The 26,131-nt window shown below is 62.9% G+C and carries 20 protein-coding genes; 7 read left to right on the forward strand and 13 right to left on the reverse strand.

Features of this window, described 5'->3' with window-relative positions:
* Window positions 1-7 precede the first annotated feature (7 nt).
* Both JM946_RS01235 and JM946_RS01240 read right to left on the reverse strand, forming a co-directional pair.
* Window positions 8-5,068 (reverse strand): putative Ig domain-containing protein, encoded by a 5,061-nt coding sequence (locus tag JM946_RS01235; RefSeq protein ID WP_203165321.1) that lies wholly within the window; start codon window positions 5,066-5,068, stop codon window positions 8-10.
* A 52-nt stretch (window positions 5,069-5,120) separates the two neighbouring features.
* Window positions 5,121-5,534 (reverse strand): hypothetical protein, encoded by a 414-nt coding sequence (locus tag JM946_RS01240; RefSeq protein ID WP_203165322.1) that lies wholly within the window; start codon window positions 5,532-5,534, stop codon window positions 5,121-5,123.
* Between the two features lie 295 nt (window positions 5,535-5,829).
* Between JM946_RS01240 and JM946_RS01245 the strand changes: the two genes are divergently transcribed.
* Window positions 5,830-7,245, forward strand: a complete 1,416-nt coding sequence (locus JM946_RS01245) for an FAD-binding oxidoreductase (protein WP_203165323.1) — start codon at window positions 5,830-5,832, stop codon at window positions 7,243-7,245.
* Window positions 7,246-7,280: 35 nt separating this feature from the next.
* Window positions 7,281-8,363 carry a DUF3187 family protein gene (locus tag JM946_RS01250; RefSeq protein WP_203165324.1) on the forward strand — a complete coding sequence of 361 codons (1,083 nt, stop codon included), beginning with the start codon at window positions 7,281-7,283 and terminating at the stop codon, window positions 8,361-8,363.
* Window positions 8,364-8,370: 7 nt separating this feature from the next.
* Here JM946_RS01250 and JM946_RS01255 read toward each other — a convergent pair whose 3' ends face one another.
* The 7 genes from JM946_RS01255 to hpnE all read right to left on the reverse strand — a co-directional run bounded on the left by JM946_RS01255 (window position 8,371) and on the right by hpnE (window position 16,059).
* Window positions 8,371-10,395 (reverse strand): PhoX family protein, encoded by a 2,025-nt coding sequence (locus JM946_RS01255; protein WP_203165325.1) that lies wholly within the window; start codon window positions 10,393-10,395, stop codon window positions 8,371-8,373.
* Between the two features lie 77 nt (window positions 10,396-10,472).
* Window positions 10,473-11,837, reverse strand: a complete 1,365-nt coding sequence (locus tag JM946_RS01260; RefSeq protein WP_203165326.1) for an alpha/beta hydrolase family protein — start codon at window positions 11,835-11,837, stop codon at window positions 10,473-10,475.
* Window positions 11,838-11,948: 111 nt separating this feature from the next.
* Window positions 11,949-12,308: a hypothetical protein gene (locus tag JM946_RS01265; RefSeq protein WP_203165327.1), complete on the reverse strand. Its 360-nt coding sequence runs from the start codon at window positions 12,306-12,308 to the stop codon at window positions 11,949-11,951.
* Window positions 12,309-12,519: 211 nt separating this feature from the next.
* Entirely contained in the window at window positions 12,520-13,455 is a 936-nt protein-coding gene (locus JM946_RS01270) for an aspartyl protease family protein (protein ID WP_322110909.1), read from the reverse strand.
* A gap of 36 nt (window positions 13,456-13,491) precedes the next feature.
* Window positions 13,492-13,947, reverse strand: coding sequence for a GNAT family N-acetyltransferase (locus JM946_RS01275; RefSeq protein ID WP_203165329.1), 456 nt, complete (start codon window positions 13,945-13,947; stop codon window positions 13,492-13,494).
* Entirely contained in the window at window positions 13,904-14,662 is a 759-nt protein-coding gene (locus tag JM946_RS31485; protein WP_407700489.1) for an acetoacetate decarboxylase family protein, read from the reverse strand. The genes JM946_RS01275 and JM946_RS31485 overlap by 44 nt, the downstream gene beginning before the upstream one ends.
* On the reverse strand, window positions 14,635-16,059 hold the full coding sequence (hpnE, locus tag JM946_RS01285) for a hydroxysqualene dehydroxylase HpnE (protein WP_203165331.1): 1,425 nt from the start codon (window positions 16,057-16,059) through the stop codon (window positions 14,635-14,637). The genes JM946_RS31485 and hpnE overlap by 28 nt, the downstream gene beginning before the upstream one ends.
* Before the next feature lie 201 nt (window positions 16,060-16,260).
* Here hpnE and JM946_RS01290 point away from each other — a divergent pair, with 201 nt between their 5' ends.
* Entirely contained in the window at window positions 16,261-17,274 is a 1,014-nt protein-coding gene (locus tag JM946_RS01290) for an SDR family NAD(P)-dependent oxidoreductase (protein ID WP_203165332.1), read from the forward strand.
* Between the two features lie 23 nt (window positions 17,275-17,297).
* Complete coding sequence (locus JM946_RS31145; RefSeq protein WP_218042542.1) at window positions 17,298-18,557, forward strand: cytochrome P450; 1,260 nt, start codon at window positions 17,298-17,300, stop codon at window positions 18,555-18,557.
* Between the two features lie 11 nt (window positions 18,558-18,568).
* Here JM946_RS31145 and JM946_RS01300 read toward each other — a convergent pair whose 3' ends face one another.
* The 4 genes from JM946_RS01300 to JM946_RS01315 all read right to left on the reverse strand — a co-directional run bounded on the left by JM946_RS01300 (window position 18,569) and on the right by JM946_RS01315 (window position 22,353).
* Complete coding sequence (locus tag JM946_RS01300; RefSeq protein ID WP_322110878.1) at window positions 18,569-18,832, reverse strand: DUF2798 domain-containing protein; 264 nt, start codon at window positions 18,830-18,832, stop codon at window positions 18,569-18,571.
* Between the two features lie 202 nt (window positions 18,833-19,034).
* Window positions 19,035-20,129, reverse strand: a complete 1,095-nt coding sequence (locus tag JM946_RS01305; RefSeq protein ID WP_203165333.1) for a cysteine synthase A — start codon at window positions 20,127-20,129, stop codon at window positions 19,035-19,037.
* Window positions 20,126-21,571: a siroheme synthase CysG gene (cysG, locus tag JM946_RS01310; protein ID WP_203165334.1), complete on the reverse strand. Its 1,446-nt coding sequence runs from the start codon at window positions 21,569-21,571 to the stop codon at window positions 20,126-20,128. Before cysG ends, JM946_RS01305 begins: the two co-directional genes overlap by 4 nt.
* Window positions 21,572-21,609: 38 nt before the next feature.
* The gene (locus tag JM946_RS01315; RefSeq protein ID WP_203165335.1) at window positions 21,610-22,353 is read right to left on the reverse strand and encodes a phosphoadenylyl-sulfate reductase; all 744 of its coding nucleotides are present in this window, start codon (window positions 22,351-22,353) and stop codon (window positions 21,610-21,612) included.
* A gap of 131 nt (window positions 22,354-22,484) precedes the next feature.
* Between JM946_RS01315 and cysB the strand changes: the two genes are divergently transcribed.
* Genes cysB through JM946_RS01330 form a run of 3 tightly spaced genes read left to right on the forward strand, consistent with a single transcriptional unit; the run spans window position 22,485 to window position 26,058 of the window.
* Complete coding sequence (gene cysB, locus JM946_RS01320; protein WP_203165336.1) at window positions 22,485-23,462, forward strand: HTH-type transcriptional regulator CysB; 978 nt, start codon at window positions 22,485-22,487, stop codon at window positions 23,460-23,462.
* A gap of 50 nt (window positions 23,463-23,512) precedes the next feature.
* Window positions 23,513-25,309 carry an ABC transporter transmembrane domain-containing protein gene (locus JM946_RS01325; protein WP_203165337.1) on the forward strand — a complete coding sequence of 599 codons (1,797 nt, stop codon included), beginning with the start codon at window positions 23,513-23,515 and terminating at the stop codon, window positions 25,307-25,309.
* A gap of 14 nt (window positions 25,310-25,323) precedes the next feature.
* Window positions 25,324-26,058: a hypothetical protein gene (locus tag JM946_RS01330; protein WP_203165338.1), complete on the forward strand. Its 735-nt coding sequence runs from the start codon at window positions 25,324-25,326 to the stop codon at window positions 26,056-26,058.
* Window positions 26,059-26,131 lie beyond the last annotated feature (73 nt).

Consider the following 26,131-nt stretch of genomic DNA (forward strand, 5'->3'; position numbering starts at 1 on the left):
AACGATCTTAGAACGAGTAGCGGATAGCCAGGCCCGTCTGACGCGCATCCTTGTCGTAGTACTCGTGCTCGAGTTGCAACTCCAAACGTTGCCACAAGCGAGCGCGAACACCGGCACCGAGCGCGAACTGGTCGCTGTGCTGCTGGTCCTCGACGATGTAGCTGGCCGCATCGACGCGCAACATGGCGTAGCCCAGCTTGGCGTGAACGTTGAACGGCCGCGCCTCGTCGAACAACAAGTAGCCGGCGAACACACTCGGGAAGGTGTAATCGAGCGGCTCGCGTCCTTCGATCGAGGGATTGCGGTGTTGGACCTGCGCGCTGCCCATGTCCGCATAGCCAAGCTCGAAGAACCAATGCTGGCGGAAACGATATTCCACGCTGAGCTTGTAGCCGATGTCGCTGTCATCGACCAGCTTCCACGCCGACTGCGAATCGTCCGGCCGCAGCGTGGTTACAAACGCTCCCACACCCACCGACCAGCAGCCTTCGCTGAAGCTGCCGCCGGTGGTGCAAGTCGCGGCCGTGTCGGCCGCGCGTGCGGTGGGCATGTGCATCGCCGACGCACCGATGGCGACGACGACCACAGCCGCCCGGGCAGCACGCCCGGGCTTGCGAATGAACATCAGCACCAGCAGTGCGAGTAGCGCGAGCAACCCGAAGCTGCCGCCACCGCCGCCTTTGACGCCGGTCTTCAGACCCGGGTCTTTCTGCAAGGCGTCGTTGATGCCGTCGCGGTTGAAGTCACCCCATTCCTTGCCGTCCGGCATGCCGTCGTTGTCGGCGTCCGTATCGAGATGGTCGGGGATGCCATCGCCATCGGTATCCACGACTCGCACTTTGCGATCGTCGATACCGTCGCCGTTCGCATCGATGCCACCCGTCGCGTCAACGTCGAGCGCATCGTCGATGCCGTCGCCGTCCGAATCCGCGCCGCTCAACGCCACCAGCAGGATCTCCTGTGCATCCGGGATGCCGTCGTTGTCACTATCGGTATCCAGGTAGTCCGGAATGCCGTCGCGATCCGTGTCTCGCCGCATCGCGCCCTCATAAGCGTCGTCCACGCCGTTGTTGTTCGCGTCGATGCCCGACGGACGCGGCAGACCCATCTCGATGCGATCCGGAATGCCGTCATTGTCGGCATCGCGATCCAGTCGATCGGGCACGCCGTCGCCATCCGAGTCGCCGTCGCCCTCGACGGAATCGAGAATGCCGTCGCCGTCGTCGTCCTGATCGCGATGAGACGGCACGCCGTCGTCATCGCCGTCGGCGCGCGAGCCACGCTGCATCGGCTCGGCATCCGCCACATCCGGAATGCCGTCTTCATCGGTATCGGTGCTGTCATCGATACGTCCGTCGCCATCGGCGTCGAGGTTCCGATAGATCGTACCCGCGATATCCGTGACGCCGTCGTTGTCGCTGTCGGTATCGCGATGATCCGGAATGCCGTCGCCGTCCGTGTCGCGCGGCGTCGAGGTGATCGTGCCGCCGACATCGAGCAGGCCATCGCCGTCCTCGTCGACGCCACCGGATTCGACGACATCGGGGATCGAGTCGTTGTCGCTGTCCAGATCGCGGAAGTCGGGCACGCCGTCGCTATCCGAGTCGCGCGCTGCGGCCGAGTCGGCCACGCCATCGCCATTCGAATCGGCGCCGCCGACGTAGTCCACGTCGAACGCATCGTCGATGCCATCGCCGTCCGTATCGGAGCCGCTCGCGCCGCCTTCGGCACGATCGCTCACGCCGTCGTTGTCGCTGTCGGAGTCCGCCACGTCGGGGATGCCATCCATATCGCTGTCGAGCGGACGCGCATCGTCGGCAATGCCGTCGCCATTGGCGTCGGTGTTGCCCGGCGTGTCGGCGTCCCAGCGATCGTCGATGCCGTCATTGTCCGAATCGAAGCCATAAGCGCCGGATTCGAGAATGTCGGGAATGCCGTCGTTGTCCTGATCGGTATCGACCAGGTCCGACCGACCGTCGCCATCCGTATCGGGCAGCGCTGCATCGTCGATGCCGTCGCCATTGGCGTCGGTGCCGCCGGTCTGATCGACATCGAAGCGATCGGCAATGCCGTCACCATCGGTGTCCTGGTGCAAGCCGGGCAACTCGAGTGCATCGGGCACGCCGTCGTTGTCGCTATCCAGGTCGCGATAGTCCGGTGTGCCGTCGCCATCGGAATCGCCCGCGCCTTCGAGCACGTCGGGAATGCCGTCGCCGTCGGTATCGTGGTCGCGATTGTCCGGAATGCCGTCGCCGTCCAGGTCGCCGCTGCCCTCGGACACGTTTTCGATGCCGTCGCCGTCGATGTCCATGTCGTAGTTGTCGATCACGCCATCGCGGTCCGTATCGGTCAGACCCGGATTCGAGTCGGCATCGGCACGGTCATTGACGCCATCGCCATCGCTGTCGGTGCCATTGTCGGGAATGCCATCGCCGTTCACGTCCACGTCCGCGCCATCGGGGATGCCGTCGCCGTCCGTATCGCTGTTCGCGTCATTCGGATCAACGGCGTCCGGCAAACCGTCGCCATCGGCATCGGCACGGTTGTCGATCGTATCGGCCGAATCCGCGATGCCGTCGCCATCGGCGTCACCGCCGCCAACCTGATCGACGTCGCTGGCGTTGTTGATGCCGTCGCCATCGCTGTCGGTGCCATTGTCGGGGATGCCGTCGCCGTTCACGTCCACGTCGGCGCCGTCCGGGATGCCGTCGCCGTCGGTATCGGGATTGGCGTCGTTCGCATCGTCGGCGTCCGGCAGGCCGTCGCCGTCGGCGTCGGGCAGCGCAGTCACCTGGATGCTGAAAGCGGGCAGGCTGTCGGTCGAGCCGTCGTCGTCGCTCACGCTGATGACGATGCCTGCGTAGGTGCCAGCGCTGCCGCGCGGCGGCGTGCCGCTGAGCCGGCCGGTCGCCGTATTGAAGGTCGCCCAGATCGGCATGTTGACGATGCTGAAAGTCAGGTTCCCGCCGATCCCGACGTCTGCGTCGCTGGCGCTCGGGATGAAGCTGTAGGCGTTGCGCTCCATGACGCTGGTTGCAGGAGTGCCGGAAATGACCGGGGCGTTGTCATCGACACCGAAGTACGTGACTTCACCCGCGTGCGGCCCCGCCGAATTGCCAGTGCCGTCGTCGGCCGTGAGCGAGTAAGTGGGCGCGTTCTCGGTGCCACCGTGAGCGAACGCAATCCTGCCGAGCGTCACGTCCTGCTGAGTGAACGAGCTGATCGGCGTGCCTGGGTTGCTGACGAACTCGAAGTGGCCGTGCGTCACGCTCGTCACGGTGAACGTAATCGGGTCGCCATCCGGATCGGCGTAGCTGATATTGGAATCGCTCAACGCCACCGTCGTGCCTTCGGTCACGGAGATTCGATTGGCCGCTTGCAATGGTCCGGTGTTCGCCGGCGGCGGAGAGGCATGCGGCTGCACGTTCACGAAGAAGTCATAGGCATTGCTGTGCCCTTCCCCGTCCTGAATGAACAGCGACAGCGAGCGATCGCCCGCCGGGCGCAGCGTGAACGTGTCCTGATAGGTCAGGCTGCGCACCAACGCCTGTGCGGCCGCCAGCGTGGCATCGTTGCTCGTGAAGTTGACGCGCAGAGCGCGGCCGACGCCATCCTGGGCCGGATCGATCTCGCCGATGACCTGGCCTGCGTAATACACCTGGTCGCCATCGACGCGAATCTGTCCCGGGCCGTCGCCGACGGACTCGATGCCGAGGCGTTCATAGGCGCCGTCGGTGAACGTGACGTTGAACAGCACGAAGCCGCCGTTGAGGTGTGGACTGTCCACATCCTCCACGAGTGCGTTGTTGCCTTGATCGACCAACTGTTGCGCGGCGTCGCCCGGCGCGGTCGAGTTATTGTTGTAGACGGTCCGGTCGCCCTCGATGTTCGAGATCTTGGGGGCCAGCGGATCGGGCACGATGAAATTGATGACCAGATAGGAATCGCTGCGGACGTTGTTCGCATCGGAGATCTGGAACGTGATGGGATAAGAGCCCGGCTCCAGCCCCGTGCCGGGGGCGCCTGGAGTGAAGGTGAAGGTATTCGCGGTGCTTTCGACCAGAGTGCCTTGCAGGCTGCCAAGGCTGGTCGTATCGACGTTGCTTGCGGTCACCGTGAACGTATAGGAGCTGCCCTTCTCGACGCGCACGTTGCGCGTCTCGGGAAACGTTCCGCCGTCCCCGGGCTCGATGTCGTTCACCGGATCGAAATTGACCGCGGCCTTGTTTTCCAGCCGGAGAATGAAATCCACATGGGTCTTGGACTTGGCCGCGCCGTACGCATCGACGTCCTCGGCGACGATGCCGCCGCTGTACATGTGTCCAGCGGTCAGGCTACCCGAGCCGGTCCAGGTCAACAGACCCGTGTTGGGATTGATGGAAAGTCCCGCTGGATTGGTATAGCCGCAGCTGCCGGCGGTGCAACCGAGCTCGCTTTGATTCGCCAGCCGGTAACGCAGCTTGTCGGCGTTCGGATCGCTGGAGCTGATATCGAACGTCCAGTCGGGCAACGCCACCGTGCCGCCCACGCCATCGTCTTGCAACATCGGCACTTCGAGGATGATCGGCAGGTCGACCTTGGGGGCCAGGTTGCCGTCCTTCAGATAGATGGTCGTCTGGATGTTCCAGCCGCCGTCCGCGTTGTTTTGCAGGTCGGAAATGCGATCGCCACTGGCGAACGCGACTGTGTAGCGCGTGTTGGGATCGAGGTTCCTCTTCTCGAACAAGGTTGTCGTCAGCGCGTAGTCGGTGGTGGGGTGCGCCGAGCAAGTCGATGACGCGCTCACTGTCACGCCCGGGCCGACGCAGAGGCGCTCTTCGCTGATCAGCGTGAACGTGCCCAAGGATGGCGAGGACGAAAGCGAGGGAGTGTTGATCGAATCCGGTCGCCACGCGGTTTTGACCGTGACGCGTACGTCGTTCTTGACGCCATCGCCGTCGAGGGCCAACGCCTGCCACGTGATGGAGCCGCCGCGGAAATGTGTTGCCTGCGCCAGGTGCGGAGCCGCTAGCGCGGACAGCGCCAGCAGCAGCGGCGCCGCGAGGCGGCGTAACTTGAGAGCAAACATGGAAAGCCTTTGACTATGAACCGTGAATCAAAAGAGGACTGACGCGCAACGCCTACTGCGCGGCGATTTCGTAGTTGATGACAACCTCGAAGGCGCCGGGCTGGTCGCCCAGATTGGTCGCCATGAAGCAGTAGGCGCCGGCCGAATCGGCCACGAGCTGCTTCGAATGCCGCGACTTCACCACCAGCTTGTCCGGATACACCATGACGCCATCGGCGCGATGGTGATGCAGGTTGAATTCGATCGAATGCGGCGTGCTCAATTGATACGCCAGCCGCTGACCGACCTCGAGCGAAAAGCACTTCTCCCTGAAGTAGTTCTTCTGGGCTTGCATCGACAGTTGCATGTTCTGCGGACCCGCGGCCTGCGCGGCAAGCGCACCCATCGCTGCTACAAAGCCGATGAGCAGGCGGTGGCGCGTGACAGCCTTCACAGAACCGATGATTGCAGCGCGTTGAGAAGTCATTGACGGAGATGGAGCAAGCATGTCAGTCATCTTGTTGAGGTTTCAAAAACCATTGGTGCCAGGATTTCAGACTGACATGCCGCATCGCTGCGGAACTGTGAATCGCTACAAGCTTCTTGCTGGGCCAGATGAAGCACAGCAAGATTCAGCAAGCGCCTCAGAGACGCACATCTCATTCGAGGGAACCTGTTGAACCTGCCGGGACGCAGGTCTCAGCTTGCATGAGGTCGCCAGGTTCGCAGCGGCTGCTGGCTGACGAGTGTGGCGGGCTCATGTTGACGCTACACTCTCGCCCATGAGTACGGAAACTGGATTGATGGCCGAGCTTCGTCGCGTCGTCGGACCGCGAGGTTTTCTCGATCAGGCGACTGACCTCGAGCCGTACCTCGTCGACCACCGCAAGCTTTATCGAGGCGCGACGTCGCTGGTTCTGCGCCCGGACAGCACCGAGCAGGTCTCGGCAATCATGCGGCTGTGTAACGAGGCCCGAGTGGGCGTCGTGCCGGTCGGTGGCAATACCGGTTACTGCGGTGGAGCGACGCCGAGCGAGGACGGATCGCAGATCGTCCTGTCGCTGGCGCGCATGCGGCGCATTCGATCCATCGATCCGCTGAACTACACCATGATTGCGGAAGCCGGCTGCGTGCTGGCCGAAGTGCAGGCGGCGGCGGCCGCGGTGGATCGGTTGTTTCCCATGAGTTTGGGATCGGAGGGTTCGTGCCAGCTCGGCGGCAATCTATCCACCAACGCCGGCGGCACGGCCGTGCTCCGCTACGGCATGATGCGTGATCTCATCCTCGGCCTCGAAGTCGTCCTGCCCGACGGCCGCATTCTCGACGGCCTCAAGCCGCTGCGCAAAGACAACACCGGTTATGACCTGCGCGACCTGTTCATCGGCGCGGAAGGCACGCTGGGCGTCATCACCGCAGCCGCCTGCAAGTTGTTCTCACGGCCCGCCGCGACAGTGACCGCGTTCGTCGGCGTCACCGATCCTCAACGAGCAGTCGCGCTGCTATCCCGTCTACGAACATTCACCGGCGACGCTGTTTCGACGTTCGAGCTGATCCCTCGCATCGCTCTCGAACTGGTGCTCCAGCACATCGGCGACACAACCGATCCGCTCGACGGCGCGCATGACTGGTATGTATTGCTGGAAATCGGCATGGGCCGACACGATGAACAGTTGCGCGGAGCCATCGAAGTGGAGCTCGCCGCGGCCATGGAAGAAGGTCAAATCAGCGACGCGGCGCTAGCGACCAGCGAGACGCAGCGAGAGATGTTCTGGCGGCTGCGAGAAACCATCCCGGAAGCTCAGCGCCACATCGGCGCCAGCATCAAGCACGATGTTTCGGTAACAACCAGCGAGCTGCCGCAATTCATCATCGAAGCCTGCCGCCTGGTGCAGGCGATTTCCCCACAGGGGCGCATTGTTTGTTACGGCCACCTGGGCGACGGCAACCTGCATTTCAATATCAGCCGGCCCGCGGGCGCCGACGATGAATCGTTTTTGCGCCTGGCGCCGAACATAAACCGGGCGGTGCACGACCTGATCGCACGTTACGGCGGCAGCATCAGCGCCGAGCACGGCATCGGACGACTCAAGCGCGAGGAGCTGGTTCGTTATAAACATCCGGTCGCGCTGGAGGTCATGCGCGCCATCAAGCAGGCGCTGGACCCGAACGGCATCATGAATCCCGGCAAGGTGCTGTAGGGAGTCTCGATCACCAGACAGGGAGGTCACCCTCGATGAGACGCTGGCTCGCGCTGCTCGTCATTTGCGCCACGAGCTCGGCCGCCGCGGCCGACCGGTCTGACTGGCACCATCCAGGCCTGCTCCGTGGCCGCGATCTCACACCGTTCGGATTGTTCCGGCTCGACATGCTGCCCGCGCATACTGTCGATGCACGTCAGGACAGCTGGGCGGTGGAGGTCCTGACCGCATATCAGAATACATTCGTGATGAGCGACAACGTCCGCGACTATCTGGAGGCGCGCGACGTGGGCCGGCAGCCCCTCAGTCAGGCAGATGCCGCCGCGATCCTGAACATGCCTGGCGACGCCTACTACGTCGACGGCGAAATCGGCCTGATCGACGTGATCTTCCACAAGCGTCTGAGCACATGGTGGACCACCTACCTGAGCATTCCCTATATCGGCTATGGGCGCGGCGTGCTCGACAGCACCATCGAAGAGTTTCATGACGCGTCGGGATTCAGCCAGCAAGGTCGCGACCTGGTCGCGCGCAATCAGTTCCAGATGGTCTACAACGTGCGCGGTGCTCGGTACTCCCAGCTGGCGCAGTCGGAAGGCGGCTTCAGCGATCCAGTGCTCGGCATACGATACTCCCTGCCGGAGCCGCGCTATGGATGGGATGTCGTATTCGAGGTGGCGGCGAAGATTGCCGTGGACAGCAAACGTGTCCTGTTATCCACGGGCCGGGACGACTACGGCACACAACTCACATTGCAGCGAACCTGGGGCCGGCACGCCGCGTACATCGCGGGCAGCGCCGTGTACTACGCCGGCGGTCCCGAAACGCCTGCCGACGAGCATCAGATCATCCCGACGGCGCTGTTCGGCTATGGGTTCGGCATCACTCCCAACACCACAGCCATTCTGCAGGCGTACGCGAGTCGCAGCACCGTGCGGGATGCGGAAGATCTCGAAGAGCTCACCGACAACAAATATCAGCTCAGCGTCGGCCTGCAGCAGCGCGTCGGTCACGTGCAGTGGAGCTTGGCCGTGACCGAGAACATTTCCAACTTCAGCAACACGCCGGATATCGGCGCGCAGCTGGGTCTGGCCTATCTGCCGATTGGGCCACGCTGAGCCCGCGTCAGCTGCCGACGACGCCACCGCCCTCTTTGCGAATTGCAATCACGCTCGAGCGGGGCTGACTCGACCCGCCATCGGGCCAATGGCTGCGGGGCTCGGCCGTGCTGCCGCCGGCGCCTGGATGCTGAATGCTGATGAACAACGTTTCATCGTCCGGTGAGAACTGGCAGCCACAGACCTCGCTGCCCACCGGGCCGCTCATGAACTGTTGCAGACGACCGCGATTCGGGCCGACCGTCGGCGCCACCCAGCAGCCATCGTTGCCGCCATGGGGCTGCGAGCCATCCGTGACGATCCATAGATTGCCTGCCCGGTCGAAGCCGACGTTGTCGGGCGAGCCCATCGGACTCAGATCGGCGGCATTCGCATACCCCGCGTAATAAGCGCTGTCGCTCTTCACTTCGCCGAGATGGGTGATCAAGCGACCACCGGAAGGATCGCCCGCAAGCAGGAAGACCTCCCAGGAGAACTCCAGGGCGGTGTGATCGTCACCTGCCTCGGTGATTTCGATGATGTGCCCGAAGTTGTTCGCGCTCCGCGGATTCGCTGCATTCGGGCTAGTATCGATCTCGCGGCCGCCGTAGGTCGTGGTCCCTGCCTCGACCGTGCGATTCTCGTTACGCGTACATGCGATGTAGATGCGGCCGGTGGTCGGATTTGCTTCGACATCCTCGGGACGATCCATGGGCGTCGCGCCCAGTAAATACGCCGCCATGCGTGCCTTGATCAGCACGTCAGCCTGATTGCGAAAGCCTGCCGCAGCATTCAATGGACCCTTGGGATCGAACACCAGTGGCAGCCATTCACCTTTGCCGCTGGCGTCGAAGCGCGCCACGTGCAACGTGCCTTGATCTAGCAGGCTGCGATTCGCTGCGCGATTCCTGGGGTCGAAGCGATTCGTGGAGATGAATTTGTAGACGTACTCGAATTTGTCGTCGTCGCCCATGTAGACCGCGATGCGCCCGTTGCCCGCGATCACCGGGCTTGCGCCTTCATGCGCGAAGCGGCCCAGAGCCGTTCGTTTGATGGGAGTGCTGGTTGGATCCAGAGGATCGATCTCCACGATCCAGCCGAAGCGGAATGGCTCCGTGGGTGTCGTGGCCAGATCGAAGCGGGGATCGGCGATATCCCAGTTGTACAGCGACTGCGCCTTCCACATGCGCCAGCGGCGATGCGCCTCGATGATGAATGGATCGACGTCCTTGCGCGCCTCGAGCTGATCGAGCTTGGCGAAGTAGTCCTGAATGTTCTCTTCGGCGGTGAGATAAGTGCCCCAGGGCGTCTCGCCGCCTGCACAGTTCGCGAACGTGCCGAGAGCGCGCTCGCCTCTCGGATCATCCTTGGTTCGCATCAATTCCGCGCCACGCGCCGGACCGCCGATATCGATGGGCGTATCCGCAGTGACGCGCCGATTGAACCGTGAGTCCTTCACGAATCGCCAGCGGCCGCGTTCACGTTTGATCTCGACCACGGACACGCCCTGCGCCGCTTTGGCGACTGGCACGACTTGCGGGTGTTCCTGCACGTAGGCTCGACTTCGACCGCCGCGGAGCCCACGGAGTCCAGGATGGCCTGGAAACATCAGCGAGTCTTCGGTGTACTCGTTGTTCACGCACAGCACACCGTGATCGCTGCGACCGTTGAGCGGAAAGAAATGAATCGCGTCGGAGTTGGTGCCGAACTGCTGGCGTTGATATTCCGCGGCATTCGGTTGTAGCAGCGCGCCGGCGTCGAGCTTGCTGGCGTCGAGATCGGGCACTTTGGAGGTGAGGCTCTCGCCCCAACGAATCAGCACGTCGTAGGTGTAGCCCGGCGGCAGCACGACTGCGTCCGCGTTGCTGCCCACGATGGGCTTGAAACCAAGCTGGGCAGCTTTGGACGCTCGCGCCTGCGCGGGCGTGAACAAGGCAGAACCGGCAACCGCCATCGGCGCGATCGCGACGCCAGCCCGCAGCACATGCCGGCGGGTCAGTCGCTGTGTGAGCAATTCTTCGAAGACAGGGGCGTCAGGGGCACGGCGGGTCATGAGCGATGGATATCGTAGGCTGCGGCAATAGACACCGCAGCCTACTCCAAAACTACTGCTGCCGTATTACAGCGCAGTTATTGCAGCCCGCTTTGTTGGCGGAACCAGTCGATCTGTTGCTGGAAATAGCCGGTTTCGTAGCCCAGCACCTCGCGTTCGCCGTCCTCCTTCTGCTCGAAGCGCAGGATGCCGTGCTCGGCCTCGGGATACACGAAGAACTGAATGGGTCGGCCCGCTTGCTGCAGCTTGCGCAGTTCCTCGACGCTCCACTGCGTCGGGGCGCTCGAATCCTTGCCGCCGAACACCCAGAAGCTCGGCGTGTCCAGTTCGGCCAGCGTCGGCACGGGGTCGTAGAGCCGATCGATGTAGGGCGGATCCATGCGGCCGTACTTCCACCAGAGGTAGGGTCGCAGCACCCATAGCGGCGTTTCTCGACTCACGATCATGCCGAACAGGGAGTCGCTGTGTTTGGCAGTTTCGAACCAGGGCTCGCTGCGCGCGGCTTCGAGAGCCTTCGAAAAGTCGGACCAGCGATTCTTACCGTGGTCGAAGATGTCGCTCAAGATGCCGGCGATGCGGTCCATCTCGGCGATTTGCCCGGCACTGAAGCCCTTGCGCTCCATGGCATACACGTAGCCCCAGCGATCCTCTCCCGTCACCGGGACTGCCACGCCGTAGCCGACGAACACGCTACGGATGTTTCCATCTTTCAACGCTGCGAGTGGCGCGATCCAGCCGCCCTGGCTGTAGCCGGCGAGATTGATTTTGTCGCCGTCGATCTCGGCTCGCTTGCGCAGATACTGGACGGCGGCGACGGTGTCGTCGGAGAGGACGTGGAAGTTCGCGGTGAACTTACCTTCGGAGCCGCCGGTGCCACGCTTGTCGTAAACGAACGCGGCAATGCCATGCGCGGCGTATATGTATGGATCGGAGTACTGTTCGACGGCGCTGTATTCTTCCGAGCCGTGCACCGGGATCATCGCCGGAAACGGACCTTCGCCTTCGGGCAGGATGAGCTTGCCGCGCAATCTGAGCTGGCCGCTTTGGAAGGTCACCCACTCTTCCCGCAGGCGCAGGCGCGCCGCTTTGATGTCCTTCTTCTCGCCGTTCTCGGTGCGCTGCCAGATCACTCCGGAGAGCTGCCCGGCGGCATTGCGCTGGAATTGCACGCGGTTGGTGACGGGCTCGCGCCTGGACCAGCCGTCGCCGCCTTCGAAGTTGTCGGTTGCTTCGGTCGGCCAGAGTGTTCCGCTTTCGCCGTCGATCTTCTTGAATCGCAGCTCGGTGGCGTTGCGTGGCCCGACGACGAACAGCGAGCCGTCTTCAAATATATAGGCGCCGATATATCGAGTGTCGCTGGATGATTCGCGACTGCTGGCATACGAAGCGACTCCGGCCAGGAGCAACATTCCGGCCAGCGTCCCCATGATTGTTTTCCGCATGTGAGCTGCGTCTCCCTGAAGCTTCGCGGCCCGGAATGGGCCTTCAGGGCGTTGGACGCAGCCGCGGCGCAGAAGGTTGCCAGCGGTTTGAATTCCCGCGTTTTGGTGCGCTCAGGATCCTTTGCGACCCGTCACCATCAGCCACTCCACCCCAGCCGGCGTCTGCCTCCCCGGCGGGGCATACCGAAACGTCTCCACCCAGGCCGTCAACGCCTGCTGCATGCACGGCGGCCCCGGCGGCGCCTGGATGTTCCCCGTCGTGCCATCGCTCAACACGGTGAACTCCACGAAATAACTCCCGGTCACCTCACACGTCTCCGCGACCGACAACGGCTTCGACTCCAACAACTGCAACTCCGGCCCCTTCGGCGCCACTGTCGGCGCGCTCCCGCAACCGGCCAATACGATGGCTCCGGCAAACAAACCGGCGATGCCGAGGCGTCGGCGAATGTGGTACGGCGAGCTGTTCATCTATGCCCCTCGAACTCTAGCGGCTCAGTCGAATCTGCTGACTCACGGCGTTTTCGTCAAGCCTCCATTGCCCGGCCGACGTTTCCGCGGAAACGAAATCGGACTGTTGGGAGCTCTGTGCAGGCCGCGTCGATGGCTTTGACGAACATTTGACCGGCTTCTGCCGTCAGCCGCCCTTTGAGCACAAGCTTGGTCATCCCGTTTCATCATCTCAGTTGCGGTCTGACGCTTGCTTTGGCGCCTTGCGCACGAGTAGCCGCTTCGCCGGAAAGTCCATACACACAACGTGATTCGAAAAGAAGTCATCGCCGATGAATCCGTCGAAGCCCGGCGGCAACACGAGGTTCTCCCACACCTGGAATGTCCAGGGACCGAAGTCGTCACCGCCGATGAGCAGGCGAGACGATTCAACTGTCTGCGCGTCGCTACGGCCTGCCTTCTCGATGAAACGCTTGGTGAGGGCCGATCCTCCTGCGCCGGTGTCCCACCACACCGTCAGTGTTCCCAGATCGGTTTCGATCAGCGTTGCCGGTTCGCCGGCCCAAGCCTCGTCGAACTCTACCTCCGTGCCCTGGCATGCCGTTCCTTTCAACGGCACCTGCGCAGGAATGAGGGTCATGGCTTGCTTGGGATAATCGATGATGACCCGATAACCCTTCAGGAGCGCGGTTCCGAGGAAGCCCTGCTGGCCGATCTGGTAGGGCTGATACGAAGGCGCGTGAACATCGAGCTGCACGTTCACGTTGTTGAAAACGACGTTCCCGAGCTGCATGCGGTCGATGTGAAACCGGGGCGATTCGACCTTGTTACCCTGTGCATCTATTCGCTCTGACACGCCGTCGATCGCCTGCGCGCCGGCGCGGTCGAGAATCTCCTGGCTGAGACTGACGGAAGTGAAGTTGCCGGTATCGAGTTGAACGGGGACGTCCGAATTGGCGATCCGGATGCTAACTAGGGCCGAGTTGTCGCGCAGTATCAGCGGGACGGATGTAATGGTCGGAGTTGACGATGCAGAATGGCTTGCGCTGACGTCGCCGCCGCATCCGCCGATGCACAAACACACCAGCCACATTTGAGCGAGCCTCGGCAATCCATTAAGCATTTGCTCTTCCCTCTCCCATATCTTCCAGTGTACGCGGACGAGCACATCGTTCAAAACGGGCAGCAGTGGACATCGGGGAGATCAGCGAGAGGTCTCGCGACTGAAGGTGAAATGAGTCACGGCCAAAGGCGAGCCGCCGAGGGCGCGGTAGAAGTCGAGGGCTTGAATGTCATTGTTGTCTGCGGGGACGAAGATATCTTCGATGCCTGCGGCGGAGGCGGCGGAGCGGAGTGAGGAGATGAGTTGCCGACCGACGTCCTGGCGCCGCCGGGCGGGATGCACGGCGATGTCGTAGACCATGATCTCGGAGGATTCGCTGCGAGTCATCGGTAGCGTGTGCGCAGTGAGACCGGCGATCAGTTCTCCGTCAGAGAATGCAGCTAAAGCCCAGAAATCGGGACGCCGCAGCAGCTTCGATAGATACATGTCGCTGAGCGGCTCGGAAGGCTCATCGAACACGTGAGCCATGAGCTCGAACATGCGGCGGGCGAGCTCAGGATCTGCTGCAGTCAGGCGGACGATGCGGATCTGGTTCATGATTCGAAGCGCCAGAAGAAAGCATGGTGGGACGTTGAATCGTCACGCGCATGTGACGGCAGAAGATAAACGTCGATACGCCGCCGAATCCAAGGGCGCTCAAACCGATCTCATCCGCCACCTCCACGCGTGCACGCGCAAGTCCGATGCCGGCGGCGCCGCGCACGGGGAACCAGCTCTCGGCGGGACCCAACATACTCATGGCAGCCCCGGCGAAGGGCAGCCGAACCATGGCGCGAGGGCGAGTAGCCACAACCTGCAATTTTACCTGCGGACCTGAGAGGCGCACGCAACCGTCGTTCCATTGTATCGAGGCAGCTTGTTTCGGAAGCGACCAGATCGCGCGCCCGGCGAGCAGGGATCGATGTTTGTCGACGAGGATGTGAGCTATCCAGAAGCCGATTCGCCCTTTCCGCCGAACCAGCGCAGGCGCGAATATGAGCTCGCGATATTCACCTACCGGGCTCTGCCGGTACTCCGAAAGGTACAACATGGCCACCGTACGCCCGGGCCACACTCGAAAGATACGCGCGTCGGGAGGAATGAGTCGCCGTGCGAGATCCTCGGGAACGAGTTTGAAGCCGATCAACGCTTCGCCATGCAGAGTCCACGGCGCAGGCGGGAGATGCGACTCATCACCCGGCGTGGCGGCGAATGGGTCCGCGAGAGACTCTGCCGAAAGATCACTCATCGAGCACCATACCTGCGAACCCATCCCGCAATCCCCTCGAGCTCCCGCTTGGGCAATACCAGGTGATGAGGCCGGCCCTGCATTTGCAAGATCACCTCCGCCGCCGCCCAGCCTGAATGCACGGCACTCTCCATTGAAGACGGCAAGCCAGTGTCCGTCCAATCGCCGGCGAGCAAAAGGCCCTCGATGGGCGTGCGCGTCGCGGGGCGACACCGCTCGCAGCCAGGCGTGGGACAGGAAATCGCCATGGGGATGCGATTCACCACCGCATGCCGGATATGGGCATGTTCGGCGGCCGGCAAAGCCTCCCGTATGTCGTCCAGCGTCGCGGCCACGATCTGTTCGTCACTCAGCCCGTCAGCGCGATGGCTGAAGATGATATTGCTCGCGATCACCGACTCGCGCCGCTCGCTCCAGCCACGACGGATATTGGAAAGGTCATAGAAGTCGGTGTTCAGATCGCAAGGATTCCAGATGCGCGCCCAGAATCTCTCGTCGGTCACTTTGCGATCGAGCCAGAGATAGCTGCTCACATAGGGGCTGGGCTCGAAGCGACCCACATCCTTGAACGGATCCATCGCTGCCCATTCATCGGGCAGCAGGCGTGTCAGGCACTGAGGCGGCACAGCGGCCACGCAGAAGCGCGCCTCGATTCGTTCGCCGCCTTGAAGCATCACGGAATGGAAGCGCCCCTGCTCTCCCACGATCCGATCCACTCGGGATTCCGTATAGACGCGACCGCCGGCCCGCTCCAACATCCGAATCGATCCAGGCACGAACAAATTCGCCAGCGCCTCGTCGGCGAACCCGATGGCGTACTCCTGTAACCCCGTCAGCTGGGCGAACACGCGCATCAGCGCGCCGGCCGAGCAGCGATCGAGCGGCACATTCAAGACCGACATGCACGCAGTCGCCCAGAACCACTCGATGAAGCGATCGCTTACGCCGCTGTGACGAAGCAGGTCCAGTGCACTACGTCCATCCAGGTGCTTGATGTGCTCCTCGGTGGCCCGCATCGCCATCCAAAGCACGCGCCGATTGGATGCGACGTCCGCGAGGCTAACGCTCTTGGTAGTCGCCAGGCTCGGTAGCAAATGAAGCGGCGGCGGTAGAGCATGCAGGCGCATGTCGGTGACCCGACGACCTTCCCTGAGTCGTAGCAGTCTTTCGGTCTCCCAAACGATCCGATCGCGCGTTCCCAACTGCTCCAGGAACGCCAGCATGTTTCTGTATTCGGTCAGGAGGATATGCGGCCCGAGATCGACATCGTCGCACGTATGCGGATCCGTCCAACTGCACGCACGTCCGCCAAGCCGTGCAGAGCCCTCAAACACACGAATTCGCAGCCCGCAGTCGCGAAGCGCGACCGCGCAAGCGAGGCCGGCGAGCCCGCCCCCGACGATCACGACATCGGACTGCATTTACTCATCGGCCGCTGCATCAAAGAATGCAACGGCAGGATGCAGGCGTTGTTCCCGCGGAGCTCGCCGCAGCGATTCCTACAAGCGGAGCGTCTTTGCCCTGCGGCGCACGGCAGTCCTGTCGTAAGAGACCAGGAACCAATTCGCACCGTGAACGTTGCCCGCTCGCAGCGATGCAACATGCAGGCGAGAGTATCCGACGTGAAATCAAGCAACCCGATCCTTCTGTGCGCGGCGTTGTTGCTGCTCGCACTTTCCGGCTGCGCAATCAGCCCGCGCGCGAATCAGGACAAAGTGGTCGTGATTGCGGGTGCTTCCAGCGGTTTCGGCAAAGGTGTGGCCCTCGAGCTCGCCGGCCAAGGAGCGAAGCTGGTGCTCGCAGCCCGGCGCACCGAACTGCTGGAACAACTCGCGGCCGAATGCGAGCAGCGAGGCGGCAAGGCGGTGGTCGTCACCACCGACGTAAGCGACGAAGCCCAAGTGCGCCGTCTGGCTGAAACGGCGGTTGAACAATTCGGCTCTATCGACGTATGGATCAACATGGCCGGCGTCGGGGCGATCGGCCGGTTTGAGGAGATCCCGCTCGCAGACCACCATCGCCTGCTCGATATCAATGTCGGCGGCGTGGTCAATGGCAGCTACTACGCCCTGAAGCAATTCCGGGAGCAGGGCGCGGGCACCCTCATCAACATCGCGTCGGTCGCCGGGCGCGTACCGTTTCCTTATTACTCATCCTATGTTGCTTCCAAGCACGCCCTGATCGGGCTGGGCGCGGCCATCAATCAGGAACTGCGACTCAACGGCGAGAAAAACATTCGCGTCTCGACCATCTCGCCGTTCGCTGCAGACACACCGTGGTTCGACCACGCGGCCAACTACTCAGGTCACAAGGCGCGACAGATCATGCTCGACCCGCCGGAGAAGGTGATCGACAGCATCGTTGCGGCCACTGTGCGACCCAAACCGGATATCAACGTAGGCTACAAGGCCAAGGCTTCGGTGGCGTCGCATCGAATCGCGCAGCAGCTGACTCGACGCATGGTTGGTAACGTCAACCACAAGGTGCTCATGGAAGACGCCGCGCCAGCGCCACAGACAGCAGGCGCTTTGTATGAGCCGGTGCCGGGAAGGGGCGCTGTCGATGGCGGCATGCGTAAAAGGCTGGCGGAAGGCGATCTACGAAAGGTGGAGGATCTACAGGCGCAGGATCAGTAATCGCTATTGCCGAGGAGCCGAGTGTGCCAGTCAGCATTCATCACATCCCGCGCCTGGGTGGCCTGGATCATACGATGGCGCTGATGCGCGATCCGTACGAGTTCATTTCGCGCCAGTGCCGCAGCTTCGGCTCCGAGGTGTTCGAGATGAAGCTGCTGCTGCGACGGACGCTCTGCATGAGCGGCGCCGAAGCGGCCCAAGTGTTCTATGACCCGGCGCGCTTCAAGCGAGCAGGCGCGGCGCCGCTGCGTTTGCAGGAATCACTGCTCGGGGTCGGCGGCGTGCAAGGGTTGGACGGCGCCGAGCACACTCAGCGTAAGCAGATGTTTCTCGCTTTGATGAGCTCGGAACGTTTGCAGCAGCTGGCCGCGACGATGACCGACACGTTGGTGGCAGCCGCGGAAAGATGGTCCTCCATGGAACAGGTCGTGCTCTACGACCAGCTACATGAAGTGCTGACTCGCAGCGTGTGCCAATGGGCGGGCGTTCCGCTGCGCGAACAAGAAGTGACCAAGCGAGCTCGACAGCTGAGCGCAATGTTCGATCGCGCCGGCGCCATCGGTCCACCCCACTGGTGGTCGCGACACGCGCGCAACCAAGCCGAGCGTTGGATTGCCGAGATCGTTGAGGAGATCCGCGCAGGTAAGATCGATCCTCCTCAAGAGAGCGCTGCGCGTCGGATCGCGTTCTATCAGGACAGTCGGGGTCAACGGTTGAATCCGAAGATTGCCGCCGTCGAGTTGCTCAATGTGTTGCGACCCACGGTGGCGCTATCCGTCTACATCGTGTTCATGGTCCATGCACTGCATCTGCATCCGGAGTATCGGAGCCGGCTGCGGCAGCAGGACGGAAAGTTCGCGCAGGCTTTCGTACAGGAGGTCCGGCGCTTCTATCCGTTCTTCCCGGCCGTGCCGGCCATCGTGCGTGAGAGCTTCGAGTGGAAAGGCATGCCCTTCGAAGCAGGCACCCGGGTGCTATTGGACCTGCACGGGACCAATCATGACCCAGGCGTCTGGAAAGATCCCAGCCGCTTCGTCCCCGATCGATTTCTGGATTGGCAGGACGACGCATACACGTTCATCCCGCAAGGCGGCGGCGATCACCTGCGCAACCATCGTTGCGCAGGCGAATGGCTGAGCATCGCATTGCTGCAAGCCGCGCTCGAGTTCTTTGTCTCGAAACTGAGCTACGCCCTGCCCGAGCAGGAGCTGGAGATCGACCGAACGCGACTACCGGCCTTGCCTCGCAGCCGTCTCGTCATCAGCAACGTGCGATTGATCTAACTGTTGTTGCGTTATGAAGCGCGCACCAGTGCGGCCGTGGCCCGACGCACCACCGGCAACACCAGCAGCAACGTTGGAAAGGCAACCAGCCACGAAATCAGCCAGGCGCTCAGCCAGACATGCAGGAAGTTCGGCACGAAGCCGACGCCGCGCAACGTGCTGATCGCCGAAACGATGCAGGTCATCAGGATGGACAGCAGCAAAGGCATGACCAGCGAGCCATAACGCGCCGGCAGTTTGGGCAATCCGAACAGGGAAGTGTCTCTAGCGTTCACAAAGATCTCTCGAAGAAATCCGGTCAACCAAAGGCGCCGCGCCTCGCAAAGAGGCACCGCCCCGGCAAGCCGGAGGGTTGGCGCGTTGTTTGACGTGAGACGCTTACGACAGCTCGGGACCGAGCCGCGGGCAGGATATTAGTCAGCAGCGCCAGGCGAGACAAGCCGGGCGCCTCACACGAAACAGCGGCGCCGCTGCGAATCAGGCGCTCAGGCGTTGGGGAAATGCGCCGACGTTGGCGACATTCTTGGCAATCTCGGACAGCGCGGGCGCACCGTTCTGCGACAGGCCGGCGGCATCCAGCAGGCCCTTCTCCGCCAGCCACTTCTTGTTGAACAGGCGCGACTGATACTTCGCGCCATTGTCACAAAGGATGGTGACGATGGTGTGGCCGGGACCGAGCTGTTTGGCGATCTGCACGGCAGCGGCCACGTTGACGCCGCTGGTGCTGCCGAGGAACAAGCCTTCATCGCGCAGCAGCTGATAAACCGTGCGCACGCAGTCGATGTCCGTCACATGCAGCGCGTCGTCGATCGGCGAGCCTTCCAGGTTCGCAGTCACGCGGCCGATGCCGATGCCTTCGGTGATCGAGCCGGGGCCGGTGGCCTTCAACTCGCCATTGCGAATCCAGTGATACAACGAGCTGCCCTGAGGATCGGCCAGCGTCACGCGCACCCTGGCGTTCTGTTTCTTCAGGAAACGGGAGATGCCGCCCAAGGTGCCGCCCGTGCCGGTGGCGCAAACGAAAGCGTCGATCTTGCCGTCGGTCTGCGCCCAGATCTCGGGACCGGTGGTTTGCTCGTGGGCGTCACGGTTCGCGGTGTTGTCGAATTGATTGCCCCAAACCGCGCCCGGAATCTCGCCCGCCAGGCGACCGGCGATCTTCTGGTAGTGATTGGGATCGCTGTACGGCACCGTCTTCACGCGCAGCACTTCAGCGCCGAGCGTTTCGATCATCTGATACTTCTCGCTGGACTGATTGTCCGGCATCACGATGATGCAGCGATAGCCGCGCGCATTGCAGACATGCGCGAAACCGATGCCGGTGTTGCCGGCCGTGCCTTCCACCAGCGTGCCGCCCGGCTGCAACTTGCCGCTGCGCTCGGCCGCTTCGATGATGGCGCGCGCGGCGCGATCTTTCACCGAGCCGCCCGGGTTCATGAACTCGGCCTTTCCGAGGATTTCGCAGCCAGTGAGCTCGCTGAAACGATTCAGGCGGATCAGCGGCGTGTTGCCAATCGAATCGGCGAAGCCCCGTCGAATTTCAGGGCGGAGGGTGGTATTCGAGCTGCTCATGCGGACAGCCTTCCTTCATCGTCAGTAGACGCGGCTTCAACAGCGCGCGCGTTGAACCAGTGCAGTGTGTCGTGCAGGCGAGTGACTTCGCCCACGATCAGCAACGCCGGCGATGCCACGTTGGCTTCGGCGGCTTTATGAACCAGGTCTTCCAGCGTGGCGGTGACCACACGTTGCGTCGGCCGTGTTCCGTGCTCGATCAATGCAGCAGCCCGCGTTCCCGGCGCGCCGTGCTCACGCAGGCGAGCGACGATGGTCTCGAGCTGACTGAGCCCCATGTAGAACACCACCGTATGGCCAGGGCGCGACAGCGCGGCCCAATCGACATTGTCGGACTCGCCTTTGCAATGTCCGGTAACAAACGTCAGCGCCTGAGCGTGATCGCGATGAGTGAGCGGGATGCCCGCGTACGCGGCACAGCCGGCCGCGGCAGTCACGCCCGGCACCACTTCGAAACGAATGCCTGCGGCGGCCAGCGCTTCCAGCTCTTCGCCGCCGCGGCCGAAGATGAAAGGATCGCCGCCCTTCAAGCGGCAAACACGCTTGCCGGCCTTGGCCAGCTTCACCAGCAGCGCGTTGGTGTCTTCCTGCGAGACGTGGTGATTGCCGGAAGCCTTGCCGACATAGATACGTTCAGCGTCACGACGCGCCAGGTCGAGCACCTCGTCGGACACCAGGCGGTCGTACAACACCACGTCGGCATTCTGCAAGGCGCGCAGTGCCCGCAACGTCAGCAGTCCCGGATCGCCGGGCCCGGCGCCGACCAGCGCGACTTCACCGGCGAACTTCGATTGTTTGGCGAAGCGAGTGAGCGAGTTGCCGATGCGCTCGAGAATGTTCTGGCCCGCCGCGTCCTGCCGGCCGGACAAAACATCCCCAGCGATGGCGCCGTCGAAAAAATTCTCCCAGAAGCGACGGCGCGTGGCGGCGTGCTCCAGCCTGGCCTTCACCGTGGGACGCAACTTGCCGGCAAGCTTGGCGAGATCGCCGAGCCGCTGCGGCAGGAAAGACTCGAGCTTTTCACGCAACCGACGCGTCAACACCGGCGCATCGCCGCTGCTACCCACTGCCACGACCACGGGAGAGCGATCGACGATCGCGGGCATGATGAAGCGCGACAGCTCGCGATCGTCCACCACGTTCACGGGAATGTTGCGTCGCTCGGCCTGATGCGCGACCCAGGCGTTGACCGAAGGTTTATCGGTCGCCGCGATGGCGAGGCGCTTGCCATCCAGCAGCTCGGGCTGAAACTCGCCCGACACGTAGCTGATGACGCCGGCGTGGGCCTTCTCGGCCAGCGACTCGATCAGCTCGGGAGCGACTACGGTGACTTGCGCCTGCGTGCGTAGGAGCAGATCGATCTTCCGCGCGGCCACTTCCCCGCCGCCCACTACCAGCACGGGTTCATTCGCGAGCCGCAGAAAGATCGGGAAGTAGTCCATGGTTTGCGTCGTCCTGCGACGCCTCGGGCGTCGCGAGCTTACTGGCCGGCCGCGCGACGCGGCTCGACCTTCAGCGGAATGACCCGGCGGCGCGGCTGCAAACCGCACTCGCGAGACTCGGGATTCTCCCACCACCAGCGGCCAGAGCGCGGATCCGCGCCGGGCTCGACTGCCCGGGTGCAAGGCGCGCAGCCGATGCTGGGATAGCCTTTGTCATGCAGGGCGTTGTAAGGCAGGTTGCCGGCTTTGATATACGCCCAAACGTCGGTCTCGGTCCACTCCAGCATCGGGCTGATCTTCCACAGGCCGTAGCGTTCGTCCCAAGCGATCGGCTCGCCCAGGGCGCGCTCCGCCGACTGCTCGCGACGGACGCCGGTCACCCAGGCCTTGCGGCCGGCGATGGCGCGCTTGAAAGGCTCGATCTTGCGGATGCCGCAGCAGGACTGCCGCTCCTCGGCGCCGAGATAGAAACCGTTGATACCATTGTCACGCACGTACTGCTGGATGGCTTCCGCCTGCGGCACGAACACCTCGATGCGGCGCTGATAGCGGCGCTCCAGGCGGTCCAGCAGCGCCAGGGTCTCGTCGTGCAAACGCCCGGTGTCGAGCGTGAACATGTCGATTTCCGGCGTGTAGGTGCTGATGATATCGGTGAGCACCATGGCTTCGGCGCCCAGGCTGTTGGAGTACACCACGTCCTGGTGCTCGCGAACGGCCTGCTCCAGCAGGGCGCGAGTGCCCTCCACGAGGGCTTGCAGGCGGGGCGACAGTGCATCGGTCATGGTCGATCTGGTCCTTATTCCGTGGGATGCACTGTAGCCAACCGGCTTATAACCAGGGAAAGACTGGTTTGTTCTGTCATGATGCGGGCCCGTTATGACTTCGCAGCGTCCCGATCGTTATAGTTAAGTGCATGAAACTACAACAATTACGGTACCTCGCCGCCATCGTCGAGAACGACCTGAACATCACCGCGGCGGCGGAGCGCCTGCATACCTCCCAGCCGGGCGTCAGCAAGCAGCTGAAGCAGCTCGAGGATGAGCTGGGCTTTCCCATCTTTTTGCGCCAGGGGCGCACCCTGACGCGCGTCACTCCGGCCGGCAAACGGGTCATCGACCGGGCGCAGAAGATCCTGAAGGAAGTCCAGAGCATCAAGCGGCTGGCGGACGAGCAGAAGGGCGACGGGCGGGGCTCGCTGGCCATCGGCACCACTCACACTCAGGCGCGCTATGTTCTGCCGCAGGTCATTCGCCGCTTCCGCGAGCGTTATCCGGATGTCGAGCTGCACTTACATCAGGGCACCTCGGAGCAGATTGCGGACATGGCCGTGCGCGACCGCATCGACTTCGCCATCAACACCGGCTCGCAGGAGTTGTTCACCAATCTGGTGCTGCTGCCCTGCTATCGGTGGCATCGGCGCATCGTGGTGCCTCAGGGGCATCCGCTCGCGCACGAAGGCAAGATCACCATCGAGACGCTCGGCAAGTACCCCATCGTGACTTACGTGTTCGGGTTCTCGGGCCCATCGTCGCTTCAGCAGATCTTTGCGCGCCACGGCATCACGCCTCATGTCGCGCTGACGGCGCGGGATGCGGACGTGATCAAGACTTATGTGCGGCTCGGCATGGGTGTCGGTATCGTCGCGAGCATGGCGGTGGATCCGCGTGAAGACTCGGACCTCGTGTCCATCGACGCGTCGCATTTGTTCCCGGCGCATTCGACCTGGGCGGGCTTCCACCAGGGCGCCCTGCTCCGCAGTTACATGTATGACTTCCTGCAGTTGCTGGCGCCTCATCTGACGCGTCGCCTGGTCGATCGCGCCGGCAACGCGGCGACGCCTACGGATGTGGAGGCGTTGTTCGCCGACGTGGAATTGCCGGTTTATCGGTAAGGGAGTGACCGATGCCAGTGACTACCGACTAAGGACAGCCTCGCTCTGACATGTCAGCCATTCCGGAAAGACCCAAGGGCCGTTCGCTCAAACCACTGCGCGAGCTGTGGCCGTATCTGCGCAAGCACGTCGGCGTTCTCACGCTCGCGATATTCGCACTGCTGGTCGCGGCGGCGGCGGCACTGGTGGTGCCGATGGCGTTTCGCGATCTCATCGATCGCGGCATGGCGGCGCAGGACGCTGACACGCTCAACACTTATTTCGTGGCGTTCCTCGCGGCGGCGGCTGTGTTCGGGTTGTTCGCAGCGTTGCGCTTTTATTTCGTGACCTGGTTGGGCGAGCGGGTCGTCGCCGATCTGCGCGCGGATGTTTATGCGCGCGTGGTTCGGATGGATCCAACGTTCTTCGAAGTCACACGCACCGGTGAAGTGTTGTCTCGCCTCACGACGGACACGACGGTGGTGCAGGGCATCGCCGGCGTGAATCTGTCGATGACGTTGCGCTCGGTGGTGCAGATGGTCGGCGCGCTGGTGCTGATGATCGCCACCAGTCCGTCGCTCGCAGGCATGATCGTGGTGCTGATTCCGCTGGTGATCGCGCCCATCGTTATTGTCGGTCGCAAGCTGCGTTCCTTGTCGCGCGAGGCGCAGGACAAAGTGGCGGACACCAGCGGGATGGCCGGCGAGACGTTGAATGCGATTCAAACAGTGCAGGCTTTCACGTTGGAAGGCCTGCACACGCAGCGTTACGGCAAGGCGGTCGAAGACTCGTTCCGCGTGGCCATCAAACGCTCGAAGGTGCGGGCGGCCATGACGGCGATCGGCACCATGATGATTTTCGGCTCGATCACGTTCGTGCTGTGGCAAGGCGCGCATCGCGTGCTCGATCAGGAGATGACGGGCGGCCAGCTCAGCCAGTTCCTGATCTATGCGGTGCTGGTCGCGGTGAGCGCGGCGACGCTGAGCGAGATGTGGGGCGAAGTGCAGCGCGCGGCGGGCGCGATGGAGCGGCTGGTCGAATTGAAGGTCGCGACGCCGAATATCGTCGCTCCGCCCAAGCCTCAGGCGCTGCCGTCGCCGCCGGCCGGTCGTATCACCTTCGAGCACATTTCGTTTCGCTATCCATCGCGACCGGAGACGCTGGCGCTCGATGATTTGTCTCTTGCGATCGAGCCGGGCGAGACTGTGGCGTTTGTGGGACCGTCGGGTGCGGGTAAGAGCACGACGTTTCAGTTGTTGTTGCGGTTCTATGATCCTGCGTCCGGACGCATCACCATCGACGGCGTGGACATTTCCAAAGCGCGGCCGGAAGACGTGCGCTCACGCATCGGTTTGGTCCCGCAAGAAACGGTGCTGTTCGGCACCAGCGCGCGAGAGAACATTCGCTACGGGCGCCCGAACGCTTCCGACGCCGACATCGAAGCCGCCGCTCGCGCAGCCGGCGCGGACGACTTCATCCGCGAGCTGCCGCAAGGCTACGACACCTTCCTGGGCGAAAAAGGCACTCGCCTGTCCGGCGGCCAGCGCCAGCGCATCGCTATTGCCCGGGCGTTGCTGAAGGATCCACCGATCCTGCTGCTCGATGAAGCGACCAGCTCGCTCGATGCCGAAAGCGAACGTTACGTTCAGGAAGCCCTCGAGCGCCTGATGCGAGACCGCACCACTCTGGTCATCGCCCACCGCCTCGCCACCATCCTCGAAGCCGACCGCATCGTGGTCCTCGACCACGGTCGCATCGTGGACATCGGCACCCACGCTCAGCTTTTGGAATCAAACGAGCTGTATGCACGCCTCGCGGCGCTGCAGTTCGCGGATATTGGCGGGAGTGCGCCAGCCAGCGCGGCCTAGACCGACTTCCGATCATGGAACGATTGCCTCTCGCTCTGCTGATCCAGCAAGCCCTGCAACGCTATCGGCAGCATTTCCCGGACCTGATGCGGGTCCTGGCGCTGCCGATGCTGGCGCATGCGGTCATCCTGTTTGCCTGGTATCCCATCACTCAGCAGGACCGGGTCATGGTGTTTCTTTCGGGGCTGGCTCACGCGCTGCTGATGACGCTGGCTGCCATCTCCTGTCATCGCATCATCCTGCTTGGCCCGGAGTCCGTGCCGCGCCTGGGCGCCTCGGGCACCACCTCGCGCGATTGGCGCTTCATCGCCACGGCGATCGCGCTGTTTATCATGGTCAATTTATTGCTTCAGCCGCCCGCTTTCGCAGTCTTCATTCCGCTGGCTCTGTTCGCTCCCGAGTTCGCCCCTCCCGGCAGCGACATGGCGATGGCCGTGGCTCGACTGGCGGCACTGCCAGCAGTGTACGTCGTATCTCGATATGCGATCTGCTTACCGGCCGCCGCCGTCGATCGCCCTCTCGCACCCAAACAAGCCTGGCAACTCACTCGCGGCAACGGCTGGCGCCTGCTGCTGTTAGTTGGCATCTCGCCATGGGTGCTGCACTTCATGCAGCGTTCGTTCACCAGCGTGTTCTCCGCGAACGTCGACTACGTCGTCGCCGAGAACCTGCTGTTCTGGCTGTTACTGCCGTTGGAGATCGCACTGCTGTCCCTGTGCTATCAGCGGCTCAGCAAAGCAGTCGCTTAGCCCAAAGCTCGCCCGCATTGCGGACTCTGAATGGAACGCCGCAGTGGATGCTGAGACGAGTTAACCGGACGCT

Origin of the sequence: Steroidobacter gossypii (assembly GCF_016801985.1) — a bacterium.
Classification (GTDB): domain Bacteria; phylum Pseudomonadota; class Gammaproteobacteria; order Steroidobacterales; family Steroidobacteraceae; genus Steroidobacter; species Steroidobacter gossypii.